The organism is Zunongwangia sp. SCSIO 43204, assembly GCF_019904275.1.
In the GTDB taxonomy this organism is placed as follows: Bacteria; Bacteroidota; Bacteroidia; order Flavobacteriales; family Flavobacteriaceae; genus Zunongwangia; species Zunongwangia mangrovi.
In genome coordinates this window covers 1,173,390-1,190,832 of the sequence record NZ_CP063204.1, presented here as the reverse complement: position 1 = coordinate 1,190,832, position 17,443 = coordinate 1,173,390, and the positions used below count along the sequence as shown (strand labels likewise).

At 36.0% G+C, this 17,443-nt stretch carries 18 protein-coding genes; 13 read left to right on the top strand and 5 right to left on the bottom strand.

What is annotated here, in order from left to right; all coding sequences use genetic code 11:
* Positions 1–12: 12 nt before the first annotated feature.
* The 4 genes from INR75_RS05310 to asnB all read right to left on the bottom strand — a co-directional run bounded on the left by INR75_RS05310 (position 13) and on the right by asnB (position 5,522).
* A complete protein-coding gene (locus tag INR75_RS05310; protein ID WP_223091072.1) occupies positions 13–759 on the bottom strand; it encodes a succinate dehydrogenase/fumarate reductase iron-sulfur subunit in 747 nt (248 codons plus the stop codon).
* 75 nt (positions 760–834) lie between these two features.
* The gene (locus INR75_RS05305; protein WP_092539970.1) at positions 835–2,838 is read right to left on the bottom strand and encodes a fumarate reductase/succinate dehydrogenase flavoprotein subunit; all 2,004 of its coding nucleotides are present in this window, start codon (positions 2,836–2,838) and stop codon (positions 835–837) included.
* A 12-nt stretch (positions 2,839–2,850) separates the two neighbouring features.
* Positions 2,851–3,513, bottom strand: coding sequence for a succinate dehydrogenase cytochrome b subunit (locus INR75_RS05300; protein WP_223091071.1), 663 nt, complete (start codon positions 3,511–3,513; stop codon positions 2,851–2,853).
* Between the two features lie 326 nt (positions 3,514–3,839).
* Positions 3,840–5,522, bottom strand: a complete 1,683-nt coding sequence (gene asnB, locus INR75_RS05295) for an asparagine synthase B (RefSeq protein WP_223091070.1) — start codon at positions 5,520–5,522, stop codon at positions 3,840–3,842.
* A gap of 289 nt (positions 5,523–5,811) precedes the next feature.
* Between asnB and INR75_RS05290 the strand changes: the two genes are divergently transcribed.
* The 3 genes from INR75_RS05290 to INR75_RS05280 all read left to right on the top strand — a co-directional run bounded on the left by INR75_RS05290 (position 5,812) and on the right by INR75_RS05280 (position 8,560).
* Positions 5,812–7,110 carry an aminopeptidase P family protein gene (locus INR75_RS05290; protein ID WP_223091069.1) on the top strand — a complete coding sequence of 433 codons (1,299 nt, stop codon included), beginning with the start codon at positions 5,812–5,814 and terminating at the stop codon, positions 7,108–7,110.
* Between the two features lie 66 nt (positions 7,111–7,176).
* Entirely contained in the window at positions 7,177–7,947 is a 771-nt protein-coding gene (locus INR75_RS05285; protein ID WP_255584647.1) for an alpha/beta fold hydrolase, read from the top strand.
* Between the two features lie 355 nt (positions 7,948–8,302).
* Complete coding sequence (locus tag INR75_RS05280; protein ID WP_092539966.1) at positions 8,303–8,560, top strand: DUF1660 family phage protein; 258 nt, start codon at positions 8,303–8,305, stop codon at positions 8,558–8,560.
* A gap of 9 nt (positions 8,561–8,569) precedes the next feature.
* Here INR75_RS05280 and thiL read toward each other — a convergent pair whose 3' ends face one another.
* The gene (thiL, locus tag INR75_RS05275) at positions 8,570–9,622 is read right to left on the bottom strand and encodes a thiamine-phosphate kinase (protein ID WP_223091068.1); all 1,053 of its coding nucleotides are present in this window, start codon (positions 9,620–9,622) and stop codon (positions 8,570–8,572) included.
* 307 nt (positions 9,623–9,929) lie between these two features.
* On the opposite strand from thiL, the gene INR75_RS05270 reads away from it, so the two are divergent.
* From INR75_RS05270 to INR75_RS05225, 10 genes are all read left to right on the top strand, one after another.
* Positions 9,930–10,259 (top strand): iron-sulfur cluster assembly accessory protein, encoded by a 330-nt coding sequence (locus INR75_RS05270; RefSeq protein ID WP_223091067.1) that lies wholly within the window; start codon positions 9,930–9,932, stop codon positions 10,257–10,259.
* Between the two features lie 109 nt (positions 10,260–10,368).
* Complete coding sequence (sufB, locus tag INR75_RS05265; RefSeq protein ID WP_223091066.1) at positions 10,369–11,814, top strand: Fe-S cluster assembly protein SufB; 1,446 nt, start codon at positions 10,369–10,371, stop codon at positions 11,812–11,814.
* Between the two features lie 21 nt (positions 11,815–11,835).
* Positions 11,836–12,222 (top strand): hypothetical protein, encoded by a 387-nt coding sequence (locus INR75_RS05260; protein ID WP_223091065.1) that lies wholly within the window; start codon positions 11,836–11,838, stop codon positions 12,220–12,222.
* A 42-nt stretch (positions 12,223–12,264) separates the two neighbouring features.
* Positions 12,265–13,017 carry a Fe-S cluster assembly ATPase SufC gene (gene sufC / locus INR75_RS05255; RefSeq protein ID WP_092539962.1) on the top strand — a complete coding sequence of 251 codons (753 nt, stop codon included), beginning with the start codon at positions 12,265–12,267 and terminating at the stop codon, positions 13,015–13,017.
* Positions 13,018–13,094: 77 nt separating this feature from the next.
* Complete coding sequence (sufD, locus tag INR75_RS05250) at positions 13,095–14,408, top strand: Fe-S cluster assembly protein SufD (RefSeq protein ID WP_223091064.1); 1,314 nt, start codon at positions 13,095–13,097, stop codon at positions 14,406–14,408.
* 48 nt (positions 14,409–14,456) lie between these two features.
* On the top strand, positions 14,457–15,695 hold the full coding sequence (locus INR75_RS05245) for an aminotransferase class V-fold PLP-dependent enzyme (RefSeq protein ID WP_223091063.1): 1,239 nt from the start codon (positions 14,457–14,459) through the stop codon (positions 15,693–15,695).
* On the top strand, positions 15,688–16,149 hold the full coding sequence (locus INR75_RS05240) for an META domain-containing protein (RefSeq protein WP_223091062.1): 462 nt from the start codon (positions 15,688–15,690) through the stop codon (positions 16,147–16,149). Before INR75_RS05245 ends, INR75_RS05240 begins: the two co-directional genes overlap by 8 nt.
* A gap of 43 nt (positions 16,150–16,192) precedes the next feature.
* On the top strand, positions 16,193–16,570 hold the full coding sequence (locus INR75_RS05235) for a SufE family protein (RefSeq protein WP_084841237.1): 378 nt from the start codon (positions 16,193–16,195) through the stop codon (positions 16,568–16,570).
* Entirely contained in the window at positions 16,571–16,894 is a 324-nt protein-coding gene (locus tag INR75_RS05230) for an SUF system Fe-S cluster assembly protein (protein ID WP_223091061.1), read from the top strand. It begins immediately after the preceding gene.
* 10 nt (positions 16,895–16,904) lie between these two features.
* On the top strand, positions 16,905–17,420 hold the full coding sequence (locus tag INR75_RS05225) for a DUF2480 family protein (RefSeq protein ID WP_223091060.1): 516 nt from the start codon (positions 16,905–16,907) through the stop codon (positions 17,418–17,420).
* Positions 17,421–17,443: the final 23 nt, after the last annotated feature.

Below are 17,443 nucleotides of genomic sequence, written 5' to 3'. Positions count from 1 at the left end.
AAAAAATATTTTTTATCCTTTTGTACTTGCAGATAAATATTCACGGTTCATACGAGCGATATTCTCTAAAGATATTCCTTTAGGACACTCAATTTCACAAGCACCGGTATTTGTACAGTTACCAAAACCTTCAAGATCCATTTGGCGAACCATATTCATAACACGATCTGTAGCTTCTACCTGTCCCTGCGGAAGTAAAGCATATTGTGAAACTTTTGCTGAAGTAAATAACATCGCACTTGCATTCTTACAAGCTGCAACACACGCACCACAACCAATACAGGTTGCTGCAGCGAAAGAATCGTCTGCATCATGCTTATTTACAGGAATACTATTGGCATCGATAGTGTTTCCTGAAGTATTTACAGAAACATATCCACCCGCCTGCTGAATACGATCGAAAGAAGTTCTATCTACGATCAAATCCTTAACTACCGGGAACGCATTGGCTCTAAATGGCTCGATCACGATTGTATCACCATCATTAAAAGAACGCATGTGTAACTGGCAGGTTGTTATTAATTTATCTGGACCGTGAGGTTCACCGTTAATTTGTAATGAACAAGAACCGCAAATTCCTTCACGACAGTCATGATCGAATTCTACCGGATCTTCTCCTTTAGCAACAAGCTCTTCATTTAAAACGTCTAACATTTCAAGAAAAGACATATCTCCTTCGATACCGTCGATAGGATAAGATACCATCTTCCCTGCAGACTTAGCGTTTTCTTGTCGCCATATTTTTAATGTAAGTTTCATATTCTTTAGATTTTAGTATTGAGTATTGAGTCTTGAGTCGCTAATTTGTAACAGCTCATATCTCAACACTTGCATCTATTTATAACTTCTTGTTTTTAATTCGATATTGTTGAAAATAAGTTCTTCTTTGTGAAGAGCAGCATCGCTTGGTTGTCCTTTGTATTCCCAGGCAGCTACATATCTAAAGTTTTCATCGTCCCTTAAAGCTTCACCTTCTTCGGTTTGATACTCTTCTCTAAAGTGTCCTCCACAAGACTCATTTCTATGTAATGCATCTTTTGCGAAAAGCTCTCCTAGTTCTAGGAAATCGGCCACACGACCTGCTTTTTCTAATTCAGCATTTTTACTATCTGCGGTACCGGTAACTTTTACGTTCTTCCAAAAATCTTCTCTTAAAGCTTTAATTTCTTCGATAGCTTCTTTAAGACCTTGTTCATTACGTGCCATACCACATTTATCCCACATGATCTTACCTAATTTTTTATGGTAAGTATCTACAGAGTATTTTCCGCCTGCATTCATCAAACGCTCGATCTTACCACGAACATCTTTTTCTGCAGCCTCAAATTCTGGAGAATCTGTTGGGATTTTTCCGGTTTTAATATCTCCTGAAAGATAGTCTCCTATCGTATAAGGAAGTACAAAGTAACCATCTGCAAGCCCCTGCATTAAAGCCGAAGCTCCCAATCTGTTCGCGCCGTGATCTGAGAAGTTTGCTTCTCCTGCGGCGTAACATCCAGGAATAGTTGTTTGTAAGTTATAATCTACCCAAAGTCCTCCCATCGTATAGTGTACTGCCGGGAAAATCATCATAGGAGTTTCGTAAGGGTTTTGATCGGTGATCTTTTCATACATTTGGAAAAGGTTACCATATTTAGCCTCTACTGCTTCCTTACCTAATTTTATAATTTCTGCTTCAGAAGGATTTTTTTGCCCTGCTGAGAAAGCCGCTTCTTTTCCGTAACGCTTAATTGCGCTAGCAAAATCTAAAAATACTGCTTGCCCGGTTTTATTTACTCCAAATCCAGCATCACATCGCTCTTTTGCAGCACGTGAAGCTACATCACGAGGTACAAGGTTACCAAATGAAGGATATCTTCGCTCTAAGTAATAATCTCTTTCTTCTTCAGAAAGTTCGGTAGGCTTTTTCTTGCCTTCTCTAATTGCTATTGCATCTTCTTTTTTCTTCGGAACCCAAATACGACCATCATTACGTAAAGATTCAGACATCAACGTCAGTTTAGACTGATGATCTCCTGAAACCGGAATACATGTTGGGTGAATTTGCGTATAACATGGATTTGCAAAATAAGCACCTCTACGGTGTGCTCTCCATGCTGCCATTACGTTACTTCCCATAGCGTTCGTAGAAAGGAAGAATACATTACCGTAACCACCAGATGCCAATACAACTGCGTGAGCAGAATGTCTTTGGATTTCTCCGGTAATCATATCTCTGGCGATAATTCCTCTTGCCTTACCATCAACCAACACAAGATCCATCATCTCGTGACGATTAAAAGTTTGGATCTTACCACGATTAATTTGGCGGTTCATTGCAGAATATGCTCCTAACAATAATTGCTGACCAGTTTGCCCTTTTGCGTAAAAAGTTCTGGAAACCAAAACCCCACCAAAAGAACGGTTATCTAAATAACCACCGTATTCACGTGCAAAAGGAACACCTTGTGCAACACACTGGTCGATAATATTTCCTGATACCTCAGCAAGACGATAAACGTTCGCTTCTCTAGAGCGGTAATCCCCACCTTTTACGGTATCATAAAAAAGACGGTAATCTGAGTCACCATCTCCCTGATAATTCTTTGATGCATTTATACCTCCCTGTGCAGCGATAGAGTGTGCACGTCTTGGAGAATCCTGGTAGCAAAAAGTCTTTACATTATAACCCAATTCTGCAAGTGTTGCAGCAGCAGCTCCTCCTGCAAGACCTGTACCTACAACGATAATATCGATATTACGCTTGTTGGCAGGGTTTACCAGGTTAATATCATTTTTATGTTTAGTCCACTTATCTTTAAGTGGTCCTTCTGGTATCTTTGATTCTAAAACTGACATAAATCTCGCGAATTAAAGGTTATTGATATAGTGAAACAATGCTATAAAAATAAATCCTAGCGGAATGATTATAGCATAAGCCACTGTAATGCCTCTTACTCCTTTAGCATATTTGTTATTCCATCCCATAGATTGAAATGAGGAAGAAAAACCATGAAGTAAGTGTAAACTTAAGAACACAAAAGATAAGCAGTAAGCTGCTACACGAATTGGATCCTGAAATTTAGCCACCAACTCACCATAATATCTCGAGGCATCTTCTGGGTGAGATTCTACATATTTATGTACAATTTCTGGTACCCAAAAATCGTAAAAGTGAAGCGCTAAAAAAGCTAAAACTACTAATCCAGAATAGATCATGTTTCTTGACATCCAGCTAGAATTAGCACTACCATTGTACTTTACATACTTTATATTTCTAGCCCCACGGTTTTTAGCTTCAAGCACAAATCCCATCACAAAATGGAATATCACCCCAAAGATCAATACCGGCTGAAGGATTGCCTGTACCAGGAAATTGATTCCCATGAAATGAGAAAGCTCGTTAAATAGATCTTCACTAATTACTGAAGTTAGATTGATTGTAAAGTGTTGAAGTAAAAATAAGACCAGGAACAGTCCCGACAAGGCCATCGCAACTTTCTTTGCGATAGATGATTTTAAAAATCCACCCATTGGTTTGATTATTTATAGAATTTTAACAGCAAAAATACACTCCAATTAATTTATGGACAAACTTTAATGCTTCTTTATAAGGCTATTTAGAATAAGTATAAGTAAGATACAGTTTTGTTTAATCTTAAATAAAACTAAATTTCAGACCAAAAATCACCGAACACCTTTATTCATAATGCTTCAGAACGAAAAAGAAGAATAATCACATAATTTTTCAATCGATTGAAATTCTACAATTTATAAAGCTTTAATTAACTAAACTGCATAAAAAAAGCTACCCAAAATATCGAATTTCAGATAGCTCTTTCATTTATTTTTATTCAGAATTAACCTTCTACAAGATCTTTTTTATATGCATCTGAATGAACATTTGCCACTGCTCTACCAGAAGGATCGTTCATGTTCTTAAACGATTCGTCCCATTCTAATGCAGTTGGTGTACTACAAGCTACAGAAGGCACTGAAGGTACAGATAATGCCGCAGCATCACTTGGAAAATGCTGAGAGAAGATCGTTCTATAATAGTATTCCTCTTTACTTGTTGGTGGCTGAATTGGGAACTTGAAGTGTGCATTCTTAAGTTGCTCATCACTCACTTCAGATTCTACCAATTGTTTTAAAGTATCGATCCAGCTGTATCCAACTCCGTCAGAAAACTGCTCTTTTTGTCTCCACGCAACACTTTCTGGAAGATAATCCTCAAAAGCTTTTCTTAGCACCCATTTTTCGATACGCTCACCAGTAATCATTTTATCTTTTGGGTTAAGACGCATTGCAACATCCATAAATTCCTTATCTAAGAATGGTACACGACCTTCGATTCCCCAGGCACAAAGTGATTTGTTCGCTCTTAAACAATCGTATTGATGTAATTTGTCTAATTTACGAACGGTTTCTTCATGAAACTCTTTAGCATTTGGTGCTTTATGGAAATAAAGATATCCACCAAAAAGTTCATCTGATCCTTCGCCAGAAAGTACCATTTTAATCCCTAAAGATTTAATAGTTCTCGCCATTAGATACATAGGAGTGGAAGCTCTAATCGTGGTCACATCATAAGTTTCTAAATGATAGATCACATCTTTTATCGCATCTAAACCTTCCTGAATGGTAAACTTGATCTCGTGATGCACGGTATCTAAATGATCGGCTACTTTTTGCGCTGCAGCTAAATCTGGAGAACCTTCCAACCCAATCGCAAAAGAGTGTAATCTTGGCCACCAAGCCGCGTCTTTATCATCACTTTCTATTCTTTTTTCTGAATATTTTTTAGCGACTGCTGAAGTTATTGAAGAATCTAAACCTCCAGAAAGTAAAACTCCATAAGGCACGTCACTCATTAACTGGCGGTGTACCGCTTTTTCTAAAGCTTCTTTTAAATCTTCGATACTGGTTGGGTTATCTTTAACCGCATCGTATTCCATCCAATCACGCTCATACCATTTCTGGAAACCTTCTTCTTTGCTAGAAAGATAGTGACCAGGAGGGAATAATTCGATCTTGGTACATTTACCTTCTAAAGCTTTAAGCTCTGAAGCTACATAAAAAGTTCCATTATGATCCCATCCAATATATAATGGAATTATACCAATATGATCTCTTGCAATTAAATATTCATCATTCTCTACATCATAAATAGCAAAACCAAAGATTCCGTTTAAATCATCAAGGAACTTCGCTCCTTTTTGTTTGTATAAAGCAAGAATAACTTCACAATCTGATGCCGTTTGAAAGTCGTAATCTGGGCATTGCTCTCTTAATTTCTTATGATTATATATTTCGCCATTCGCGGCAAGTACTAATTTTTCATCTTTAGACAATAAAGGCTGGCCTCCTGAAATTGGATCGACAATAGCTAGACGCTCATGCGCCATGATCACATTATCATTACTGTAAATCCCACTCCAGTCCGGACCACGATGTCTTAAACACCTGGCCATTTCTAATAATTGAGGTCTTAAATCATCAGACTTCTCTTTTAAATCGAACGCACAAACAATTCCACACACAGTTTTAAAATTTTAAGTATTAAAGATGAAACAAATATCGAATAAACATTTCATTAAAAAAGCCACGACACCTATTTCAATTACATTTGTAAATTACATTTTAGAAATAAGATTAAATAATCAAAATTCCGAAGTATAAATATAACGAATTTTTTTCAGCAGTAAAGCATCGGTAAATTTTCAATGTGCCTAAAACAAGCAATGCTGATATTATCAAATATTAGCCATCGATTAACAGGCTTTGTAAAGACTGTTTTTTAGTTTTGGGGATAATTTTGAAATTACAATTATGAAATATGATCAAATAGACAGGAATTTATTCATTAAAAACCGTAAAAACTTTATGGAACGAATGGTTCCCGGAGGCTTAGCTGTTTTTAACGCCAATGATGTTTTTCCTATTGGAGCTGATAGTACAATGCCATTTCAGCAAAACCGTGATTTGTTTTATTTAAGTGGTGTAGACCAGGAAGAGGCTATTTTAGTTCTATTTCCAGAAGCACCAAAACCAGAACACCGAGAAATTCTATTCCTTACAGAAACCAATCCTCACATCGCAGTTTGGGAAGGCGAAAAACTTACAAAAGAAAAGGCTTTTGAAGTTAGCGGAGTAAAAACTGTTTACTGGCTACAGGATTTTGAAAAGGTGTTTTTTGAAATTATGGCGCAGGCAGAAACAATTTATTTCAATAAAAATGAACATTATCGAGTTCAGGGAAGTATCCAAACAGAAACTCGTGACGACCGTTTCATAAAGTGGTGTAAAGAAAAATATCCTGCTCACCGCGTTGCAAAAAGTAATCCTATCTTACAAAGATTACGCTCTGTAAAAGATCCTATCGAACTGGATTTAATGCAAAAAGCATGTGATATTACAGAAAAGGCTTTTAGAAGAGCGCTTAAATTCACCAAACCTGGCGTTTGGGAATACGAGATCGAAGCAGAATACTGGCACGAAATGATTAGAAATCGTTCTAAAGGATTTGCTTATACCCCGATTATCGCTAGCGGTAACAACGCAAATGTTTTACATTATACTGAAAACAACCAGCAATGTAAAGCTGGAGAACTAATTTTATTAGATACGGGAGCCGAGTACGCCAACTACTCGAGCGACATGACGAGATCGATCCCGGTTTCTGGTAAATTTACAGATCGCCAGAAACAAATCTACAATACCGTTAATAAAGTGAAGTCTGAGTCTACAAAATGGCTTAGACCGGGAACCATGTGGGACGAGTTCCATAAAGAGGTTGGGAAATTAATGACTTCGGAATTGCTAGATCTAGGATTACTTGATAAAGCTGATGTTCAAAATGAAAATCCAGATTGGCCAGCATATAAAAAATATTTTATGCATGGTACCGCTCATAACATCGGGCTGGATACGCATGACTACGGAATTTTAACCGAACCTATGAAAGCGAATCAAGTTTTTACGGTTGAGCCAGGAATTTATCTTCCTGATGAAGGTTTCGGGATTCGACTTGAAGATGATGTTGTAATTCAGGAAAATGGTGAACCATTCAATTTAATGCGCAATATCCCGATCGAAGCTGATGAGGTCGAGGATATTATGAATTCATAAAAAAACAAAAAGGCCACAGAAATTGATTTTTAAATCGATTTTGCGGCCTTTTTAAATGTAATGCTTATGAAAATACAGCATAAAAATACACAAATAAAGTTTACATCAAAGGGAAAAAGCAATCCTTTGATACTTTTACATGGTTTTTTAGAAACTGAAGAAATTTGGAGAGACTACCAGGAACTACTTTCTAAAAACCGGCAAGTAATAACGATCGATCTCTTAGGACATGGTGAAACAGGTAATATTTCCCAAGTTCACTCTATGGAAAGTATGGCAGATGCGGTTATTGAAGTGCTTGATCACTTAAAAATAGAAAAAGCAAGTTTTGCCGGGCATTCTATGGGTGGTTATGTGATTATGGAAATTCTAAAAAAATATCCCGAAAAAATATCCAAAATCGGCCTTATAAATTCTACTCCTGCTGAAGATACTCCAGAAAAGAAAGAAAATCGTGATCGTGTCGCCAATTTAGTAGCAAAAAACAAATCGGCTTTTGTAAGTATGGCAATATCGAATCTTTTAACTGCGGAAAACAATAAAAAATTTAAGCCTGAAATCGAGATTCTTAAGAATGAAGCTCAAAAAATGTCTTCAGAAAGCATTATCGCAGCTACTTTAGGCATGAAGAACAGATTAGACAGCACTGAAGCCTTTGAACAATTCGAAGGAGATAAATTTATAGTTGTTGGTAAGCAGGATCCGGTATTAGATGTAGAAAATACCATAAAATTAGGCAAAAAAACGAGTGCAAAAATTATCGAATTTCCAGATGGGCATTTGTCTTTTATTGAAAATAGAGATTTATTACTACAATTTCTGCAATCAAAAATCTAAAGAATTAAGGATAAAAATTTATTCAGAAAGTATCATCATTCCTATTCTAGATATGAATAATCTACTCAAAAGCATTCAGATACCAGCCATTTTCAATGGAAAATTTCAGCTTAAAAGCATGCAGGATTTGGCATTGATTAGTGCTAAAACGTTACAGATTAAGGAAAACGCTAATGCAAAAATTACTATCTTTAAACGAATAGGCTTATCATTTGTTTAAAAATTTCAACAAATATTACATTATCCTCAACCTAAAACTTAAATTTTAATTTTTAACAAAAAATTAGCTATTTTTTGGGAATTTCGTAAGGCTTTTTTAACTTTAGGGTGTCAAAAAATTAAAAATCAAGCTGTTATGAAAGACACCCCCAATAATTTTTCTTTCGCTAAGTTATTCTGTAATATTTTTGGCCACAAGTTAAAGGTAACCAAAAATGTTACCGACCATGTACACGAATATAAGTGTGCAAACTGCGGTCAGGAAATGACAGATACAGCGAACGGATTCTTAGCACCCCTTACGAAGAAATTTAAAGAAACGAACAACTACATCGCCAAGATTCACAAAAGGCGAAAAAATCGTCGCGTACGTCATTACGCCAAAGCTTCTTAAGTCTTTGCCTTAATCTTCGCTATTCATAGAGTTCCATCCACGAGCAACTAAAGGAATCGCCTGGTTAGCACGTGTGATAAGATGCATACCTGCGCTTTCTTCGGTCATATGGCCAATAACTGTGAGATTTGGATTTCCTTTAATTTTATCAAAATCAGATTGGGAAACGGTGAATAATAGTTCGTAATCTTCACCTCCACTTAAGGCGATCATCGTACTATCTAATTCAAATTCTTCACAAACAGAAATTACAGCAGGATCCAGTGGCACTTTTTCTTCAAACAGATTAACTCCGGTTTTAGAGTTTTTGCAAAGATGTATCACTTCAGAAGAAAGTCCGTCACTAATATCAATCATCGATGTTGGCCTTACTTCGAGTTCTTTAAGCAATGGTGGGATATCTTTACGTGCTTCAGGTTTTAATTGACGCTCTATTAAATAGGTGTATTGATCTAGATCTGGTTGTGCATTTGGATTTGCTTTAAAAACCTGCTTTTCACGTTCTAAAACCTGTAATCCCATATAGGCTGCACCAAGATCACCGGTCACTACCAAAAGATCATTTGGTTTTGCACCACTTCTATACACCACATCTTCTTTTTCAGCTTCACCAAAAACTGAAATACTTATAAATAATCCAGAGGTTGAAGATGTTGTATCGCCACCGATAACATCGATATTGTAAAGATCTGCAGCTAATTGTATACCAGCATACAATTCTTCTAAAGCCTCTACAGGAAATCTATTAGAAGGAGCAATAGAAACTGTGATGTGCGTAGCCTTAGCATTCATAGCATAAATATCTGATGCGTTCACCATCACAGATTTATACCCTAAATGTTTTAGCGGCATATAGGCAAGATCAAAATGAACGCCTTCAACAAGCATATCTGTACTCACAAGAGTTTGCTTTTCTTTAAAATCTAAAACCGCAGCGTCATCACCAATGGCTTTGATCGTAGAAGAATGTTTTGGAGAAAAATTTTTGGTTAAATGATCGATCAATCCAAATTCTCCCAATTCAGACAAACTTGTTTTTGTAGGCTCACTATTATCAAACATCACAAATAAATTTTATGCAAAATAAATGAATATTATTTCAACAACATACACTTAATGAATTTTATCATTTAAACTGAAAGGTTTAGCAGATAATCCTACTAATACAATAGGAAGTACAAGAATTTAGAAATCAACCGGAAGATTTTGAAATAAAACAACTTAGCCTTTTCTAAATCCGGTAAAACAAAGGCTACTAATAATAATTGAATACATTTATTTAGACATTCTTAAAACAAATATTACCGCTATGGTAAAACGCTTGTTTTAATGTATATTTGTACGCGATTTAAAAAGATCTTTTTAAGCTATGATAAAAGTAAGTGAAGACGCAAAGAAAAAGATTTCTACTCTTATGGAAGAAGAAGGCTTTAACAGCCTTCAGGATTTTGTACGTGTTGGCGTGAAGAGTGGCGGCTGTTCTGGATTGTCCTACGAATTAAAATTCGATAAATCCAAAGCCGATGATGATAAACTTTTTGAAGATAACGATGTTAAGATCGTTGTCGATAAACGTAGCGTTCTATATCTGGCAGGAACTATTTTAGAATATTCTGGCGGATTAAATGGTAAAGGATTTGTTTTTAACAATCCTAACGCCCAAAGAACATGCGGATGTGGCGAAAGTTTTTCGCTGTAAAACTTAGAGAGCAGACAGGCAACTTTCAGAATGTAAATTGAATGGAATTATATTTCACTTCTGAAATTAATTGTATAAACCTGCTACTTTAGAATTTAAGAAACAGATTATGGCATATACTGAAGACGACTTAAAAAAAGAACTCGAAACCAAAGAATATGAGTACGGATTTTATACCGATATAGAATCTGATACCTTACCTGTTGGTTTAAATGAGGATATTGTTAGAGCAATCTCTAAAAAGAAAGAAGAGCCAGAATGGATGACAGAGTGGCGACTGGAAGCTTTTAGAGCATGGGAACAAATGGAAGAACCAGAATGGGCTAATGTTCATTATGAAAAACCAAACTTCCAAAACATTTCTTATTATTCTGCTCCTAACAAAAAACCTAAATACGAGAGTTTAGATGAAGTCGATCCAGAATTACTGGACACTTTTAAAAAACTGGGTATTTCTATCGACGAGCAGAAAAAACTTGCAGGAGTTGCCGTAGATGTTGTAATGGATTCTGTTTCGGTGACTACCACCTTTAAAAAGACTTTGGCTGAAAAAGGTATTATTTTTTGCTCAATTTCAGAAGCCATTAAAGAACACCCAGAATTAGTTAAGAAATATATCGGATCTGTGGTTCCGAAGAAAGACAACTTTTACGCCGCATTAAATTCGGCTGTATTTAGTGATGGATCCTTCTGTTACATTCCAAAAGGCGTTCGTTGCCCAATGGAACTTTCTACTTATTTTAGAATCAACCAGGCAGGAACCGGGCAGTTTGAAAGAACTTTAGTAATTGCTGATGAAAGTAGTTATGTAAGTTACCTTGAAGGTTGTACTGCACCAATGCGTGACGAAAATCAGTTGCACGCTGCTGTTGTAGAGCTTATTGCTTTAGATGATGCCGAGATTAAATATAGTACCGTACAAAACTGGTTCCCTGGTGGAAAAGACGGCAAAGGTGGAGTTTTTAACTTTGTGACCAAAAGAGGACTTTGCGAGAAAAACGCAAAAATCTCATGGACACAGGTAGAAACAGGATCTGCTGTAACCTGGAAGTATCCTTCTTGTATTCTAAAAGGAGATAACTCGGTTGGAGAATTTTATTCGATCGCAGTAACTAATAATTTCCAACAGGCAGATACTGGTACAAAAATGGTTCATCTTGGTAAAAACACTAAGAGTACGATTATCTCTAAAGGTATTTCAGCAGGAAAATCACAAAACTCATATCGTGGTTTAGTGCAGGTTAACCCACGCGCAGAAAATGCAAGAAACTTCTCGCAATGTGATTCACTTTTAATGGGTAACGAATGTGGCGCGCACACTTTCCCATATATCGAAGCGAAAAACAAAACTGCGAAAGTTGAGCACGAAGCGACAACCAGTAAAATTGGTGAAGACCAGATCTTTTACTGTAACCAAAGAGGAATTGATACTGAAAAAGCTATCGCGTTAATCGTTAACGGTTTTAGTAAAGAGGTATTAAATAAACTTCCTATGGAGTTTGCTGTAGAAGCTCAAAAGCTATTAGAAATTTCGTTAGAAGGTTCTGTAGGATAATCAATCGCTCATTTGTAGAAAATGAAGAAGTTACTGTTTATACTTTTATTGGTCTCATTCATCCTGTCCTGCAAAGATAATAGTGAAAAGACTACTCAGGATAACACTGATGATAAGGAAACCGAACAAGATACGGTACCAACAGTAACAGGGAAATTCATTTTTACTGAAGAAGATGCTATTCTAAGAGGTGACGACTTTATATATAATGTAGAAATCGACAGTTTAAGCCGCGTTTTAGCAAAACAAATTGAAGCTTATAAAACTGATGATTTCCAAATGATACCGGTAAAAGTAAAGGGGAGATTAAAGCAAAGTCCCAGACAAACCGGAATCGAAAGAAATATAGAATTAAAAGAAATTGTAGCTATCCTTGCTGATAGCACGATAAATAAAAGACAGGAATAACAAACATAATTTGGGCACAGCCTAAATGCATACCAAATAATTATGCTTAAGATAAAGAATTTACACGCTAATATTGAAGGAAAAGAAATCCTAAAAGGAATCGATCTTGAGATTAACCCAGGTGAAGTACACGCTATCATGGGTCCTAACGGATCTGGAAAAAGTACTTTATCTTCTGTTATTGCAGGTAGAGAAGAATACGAAATGACAGAGGGCGAAATCATTTTTGAAAACGAAGACCTTGCAGAGCTAGATCCAGAGGAAAGAGCTCATAAAGGTGTTTTTCTTTCTTTTCAATATCCAGTGGAAATTCCAGGAGTATCGGTAACTAACTTTATGAAAACCGCGATCAACGCACATCGTAAAGCGAATGGTTTAGAAGATATGCCTGCAAACGAAATGCTTAAGCTAATTCGTGAAAAATCTGAATTACTGGAAATCGACCGTAAATTCTTATCAAGATCTTTAAACGAAGGTTTTTCTGGTGGTGAGAAAAAGAGAAATGAGATTTTCCAAATGGCAATGCTAGAGCCTAAATTATCGATTTTAGATGAAACTGACTCTGGTTTAGATATCGATGCTCTTAAGATCGTTTCGAACGGAGTAAATAAATTAAGAACCGAAAACAATGCGGTGCTTGTCATTACTCACTACCAAAGACTTTTAAACTATATCGTACCAGATGTAGTACATGTTTTAATTGATGGTAAGATCGTTAAAACTGGTGGTAAAGAACTTGCTTACGAATTAGAAGAAAGAGGTTACGACTGGATTAAGCAGGAAAAAGCAGTTTAATATTAAAATTCGATAAAAACGGGAGGTCTTTTAGGCCAATCTTAAGAATTTGTATTATAACTGATAAACAGAAGACAATGGAATTAAAAGATAAATTAGTATCATCATTTTTAGCTTTCGACGAGCAATATCAGGTAGATGATGATGTTCAACAAATAAGAAGTCAGGCTATTAAAGACTTCGAAACCTTTGGTTTCCCAAGTAAAAAAGAAGAAGCCTGGAAATACACTTCGTTAAAATCTGCTCTAAAACACGATTATAGCATTTTTCCTAAAAAAGAAGATGCTATAGAGTATAGCCAGATCAAACAGTACCTAATTCACGACATAGACACCTACGATTTGGTATTTATCGATGGTATTTATTCTTCTCATTTATCTAATACTACTCACGATAAGATCGATGTTTGCTTAATGTCTTCAGCATTAAACAAAGACAAATTTAAGCCTGTTATCGATAATTATTTCAATAAGCTTGCACCTAAAAATGGTCTTAATGCATTAAACACTGCATTTACAAAAGAAGGAGCTTATATACATATTCATAAAAATATCATGGCAGACAAGCCAATACAGATAATTAATTTCTCTACCGGAAATGAATCTTCTTTATTGCTTCAGCCTAGAAACCTTGTGGTCGTTGATGAGAATTCTCATGTTCAAATTATCGAAAGACATCAAAGCCTAACAGATCACCCGGTATTAACCAACTCGGTTACCGAGATCTTTGCAGATCGTCGTGCGATAGTAGACTATTATAAAATTCAGAATGACAAAGGAACTTCTTCTTTCATCGATAATACTTTTATCGAGCAGAAAGATGAAAGTAATTGTTCTGTTCACACATTTTCTTTAGGTGGAAATCTTACTAGAAATAACTTAAACTTCTACCAAAAAGGAGAGCGCATCGACTCTACCATGAAAGGAGTTACGATTATTGAAGGAAAGCAGCACGTAGATCATAACACGCTGGTTCACCACATTTATCCAAACTGCGAGAGTCACCAGGATTATAAAGGAATTTTCTCAGATAAATCTGTAGGTGTTTTTAACGGGAAAGTGGTTGTAGAGAAAGAGGCGCAAAAGACAAATGCGTATCAATCTAACAATAACATTCTTGTAGATGATAAAGCAACCATCAATTCTAAACCGCAGCTAGAGATCTTTGCAGATGATGTACGTTGTAGCCACGGGTGTACGATTGGTCAATTAGATGAAGATGCTTTATTTTACCTACAATCACGCGGAATTCCACATAAAGAAGCACGTGGATTATTAATGTACGCTTTCGCCAATAACGTATTAGAAAGTGTAAAGATCCCAGAGATCAAGAAAAGAATCAACAATCTTATTGCTGAAAAACTTGGTGTTGAATTAGGTTTCAACTTATAGAAAGCTAGTTTTTAAGTAGCACATTTTATTCAGCAAAAATTTTAAGATATGAGTACAGCTACTGAAGCATTAGAATATAGCTTAGAAAAAATTAGAGAGGATTTCCCTATTCTTAAACGAGAAGTAAACGGTTATCCTCTCGTTTATTTTGATAATGCTGCAACGTCGCAAACACCACAACAGGTAATAGATACCATTGTAGAGTATTATTCTAACTATAACGCCAATATTCATCGTGGTGTACATGCGTTATCACAGGAAGCTACAGATAAATATGAGCATGCTCGCCATACAATTCAAAAGCATTTTAATGCAGAAAAGGCTCACGAGATCATTTTTACCTCAGGTACAACTCATGGTATAAATCTGGTAGCTAATGGTTTTGCTTCTTTGCTGAAAAAAGGTGACGAAATTATCGTTTCTGCATTAGAGCATCACTCTAACATTGTGCCGTGGCAAATTCTTGCTGAAAAAACCGGAGCGATCTTAAAAGTAATTCCAATGAATCAGGAAGGAGAACTAATCTATACTGCTTTCGAAGAATTACTTTCAGAAAAGACTAAGCTTGTATTTTTAAATCATGTTTCTAATGCTTTAGGTACGGTAAATCCTATTGAAAAGATCATTACTAAAGCACATGAGTATGATGCGGCCGTTCTAGTCGATGGAGCTCAGGCAGCACCGCATATCAAAGCCGATGTACAGGCTTTAGACGTAGATTTTTACGTAGTTTCTGCTCATAAAATGTGTGGCCCAACCGGCGTTGGTATGCTTTACGGCAAAGAAAAATGGCTTAACAAATTACCACCTTATCAAGGTGGTGGTGAGATGATTGCAACGGTAACTTTCGAGAAAACCACTTATGCCGATCTTCCGCATAAATTTGAAGCAGGAACTCCTAACATTTGCGGCGGAATCGCTTTTGGCGCAGCATTAGATTATATGAATACTGTTGGTTTCGATAAGATCGCTGCGTACGAGGAAGAATTGCTTCATTATGCTACTAAAAAACTTCTGGAAATAGACGGTATGGAGATCTACGGAGTTTCAAAAGAAAAAACAGCCGTAATTTCTTTCAATATTAATGGGATGCATCCGTATGATATCGGGACTATTCTCGACAAATTGGGAATAGCAGTGAGAACCGGGCATCATTGTGCTCAACCCATCATGGATTTTTATAAAATTCCGGGTACGGTTCGCGCTTCTTTTTCGTTTTATAATACAAAAGAAGAAATAGATGCATTTATCAAAGCCGTTATTAAAGCTAAAACCATGCTTGCATAGATCTTTATCGATTTTAGCCATTTTTAGCTCCCTTTTAATTTTTAGCTGTAAAGAAGAAAATAAGCCTAAAGAAACACCCAATCTTAGCGAGAACGACCAAAAAACGTTAAATAATTCTGAAATTTCCGGGAAATATTCGGTTAAAACACTGAATAGTAACAATGAAAATCTTGGGAATCTTATATTTGACTTTAATTCAGAAAACGATCGACTTGCAATAACAACAGATTGCAATTCTATTGGCGCTGGATACGAGATTAGTGAAAATACACTTACATTTTCTAATGCCATAAGCACCCGAAAATTTTGCCAGGGCGCAATGGAAAACGAAAATACGATCTCTAAAACTTTGCCTAAGATTACAGCTTTTGAATTTTCTGAGAAAGAGCTTAGGTTATTATCAAATAATAATGAGGTTTTGATAAGCCTTATAAAAACCGAAAAAAGTGAGTAAATCTATACAGCAAATACAGGAAGAAATTATAGATGAATTTTCAATGTTCGACGATTGGATGCAGCGTTATGAATACATGATCGAACTTGGAAAATCACTTCCTTTGATCGACGAAAAATATAAGATCGAAGAAAACCTAATTAAAGGTTGCCAGAGTAAAGTTTGGGTTCATGCCGAGTTAAATGGTGAAAAACTTGAATTTACTGCAGATAGCGATGCGATAATCACAAAAGGTATTGTAGCCATTTTAATTAGAGCATTTTCTGGACATCATCCTTCAGATATTCTAGAAGCAGATACCCAATTTATCGACGAGATTGGATTAAAAGAACACTTATCTCCTACTCGAGCAAACGGACTGGTAAGTATGATCAAACAACTAAAAATGTATGCAATTGCATATCAAACCCAATTAAAATAAATGGAACAGGAAATCGACACTCAGGAATTGGGAGAAAAAATCGTAAAAGTGCTTAAAACCATTTACGATCCTGAAATCCCTGTAGATATATACGAATTAGGACTTATTTACGACGTTATGGTAAGTACAGATTATGATGTAAAAATCTTAATGACCCTTACCACTCCAAACTGCCCGGTAGCCGAATCTTTACCACAAGAGGTAGAAGAAAAAGTAAAATCACTGGATGCAGTTAATGACTGTGAAGTTGAAATCACTTTTGACCCACCTTGGAGCCAGGATCTAATGAGTGAAGGTGCTAAATTAGAATTAGGACTATTATAAAATAACAGGTATGGCTACAGAAGAAATTGTAAATCGAGTAGCAAACAGTAAACTAGTCACTTTTAATCTGGAGGATTATTATCCAAAAGGCCAAAGAGTGACTTTTGATATTTCAAACTGGTTGTTAGAAGGTTTCGTATTAAGAGAAGGCACTTTTAGAGAAGAAGCCAAAAATCACGATTGGAGCCAATATCAAGACTGTTATGTGGCTTTACATTGTAGTACAGATGCCATAATCCCGGCCTGGGCTTATATGCTTATAGCTACTTACCTTCAGCCTTTCGCTAAAAAAACAATTAATGGAAGCCTGGAGGATTTGGAAAGTATTCTTTATACTGAAATTATTCAGCAGATGGATCTTTCAGAATTAAAAGATAAACCAATTATTATTAAAGGTTGCGCCAATAAACCGGTACCTAAAAATGCCTATTTATTACTTATCAACAAGCTCCAACCAATAGCTAAAAGCATAATGTACGGTGAAGCCTGCTCTTCAGTTCCCTTATATAAAAAACCAAAAAACTAACTGATCCAAATTACAACTAACCT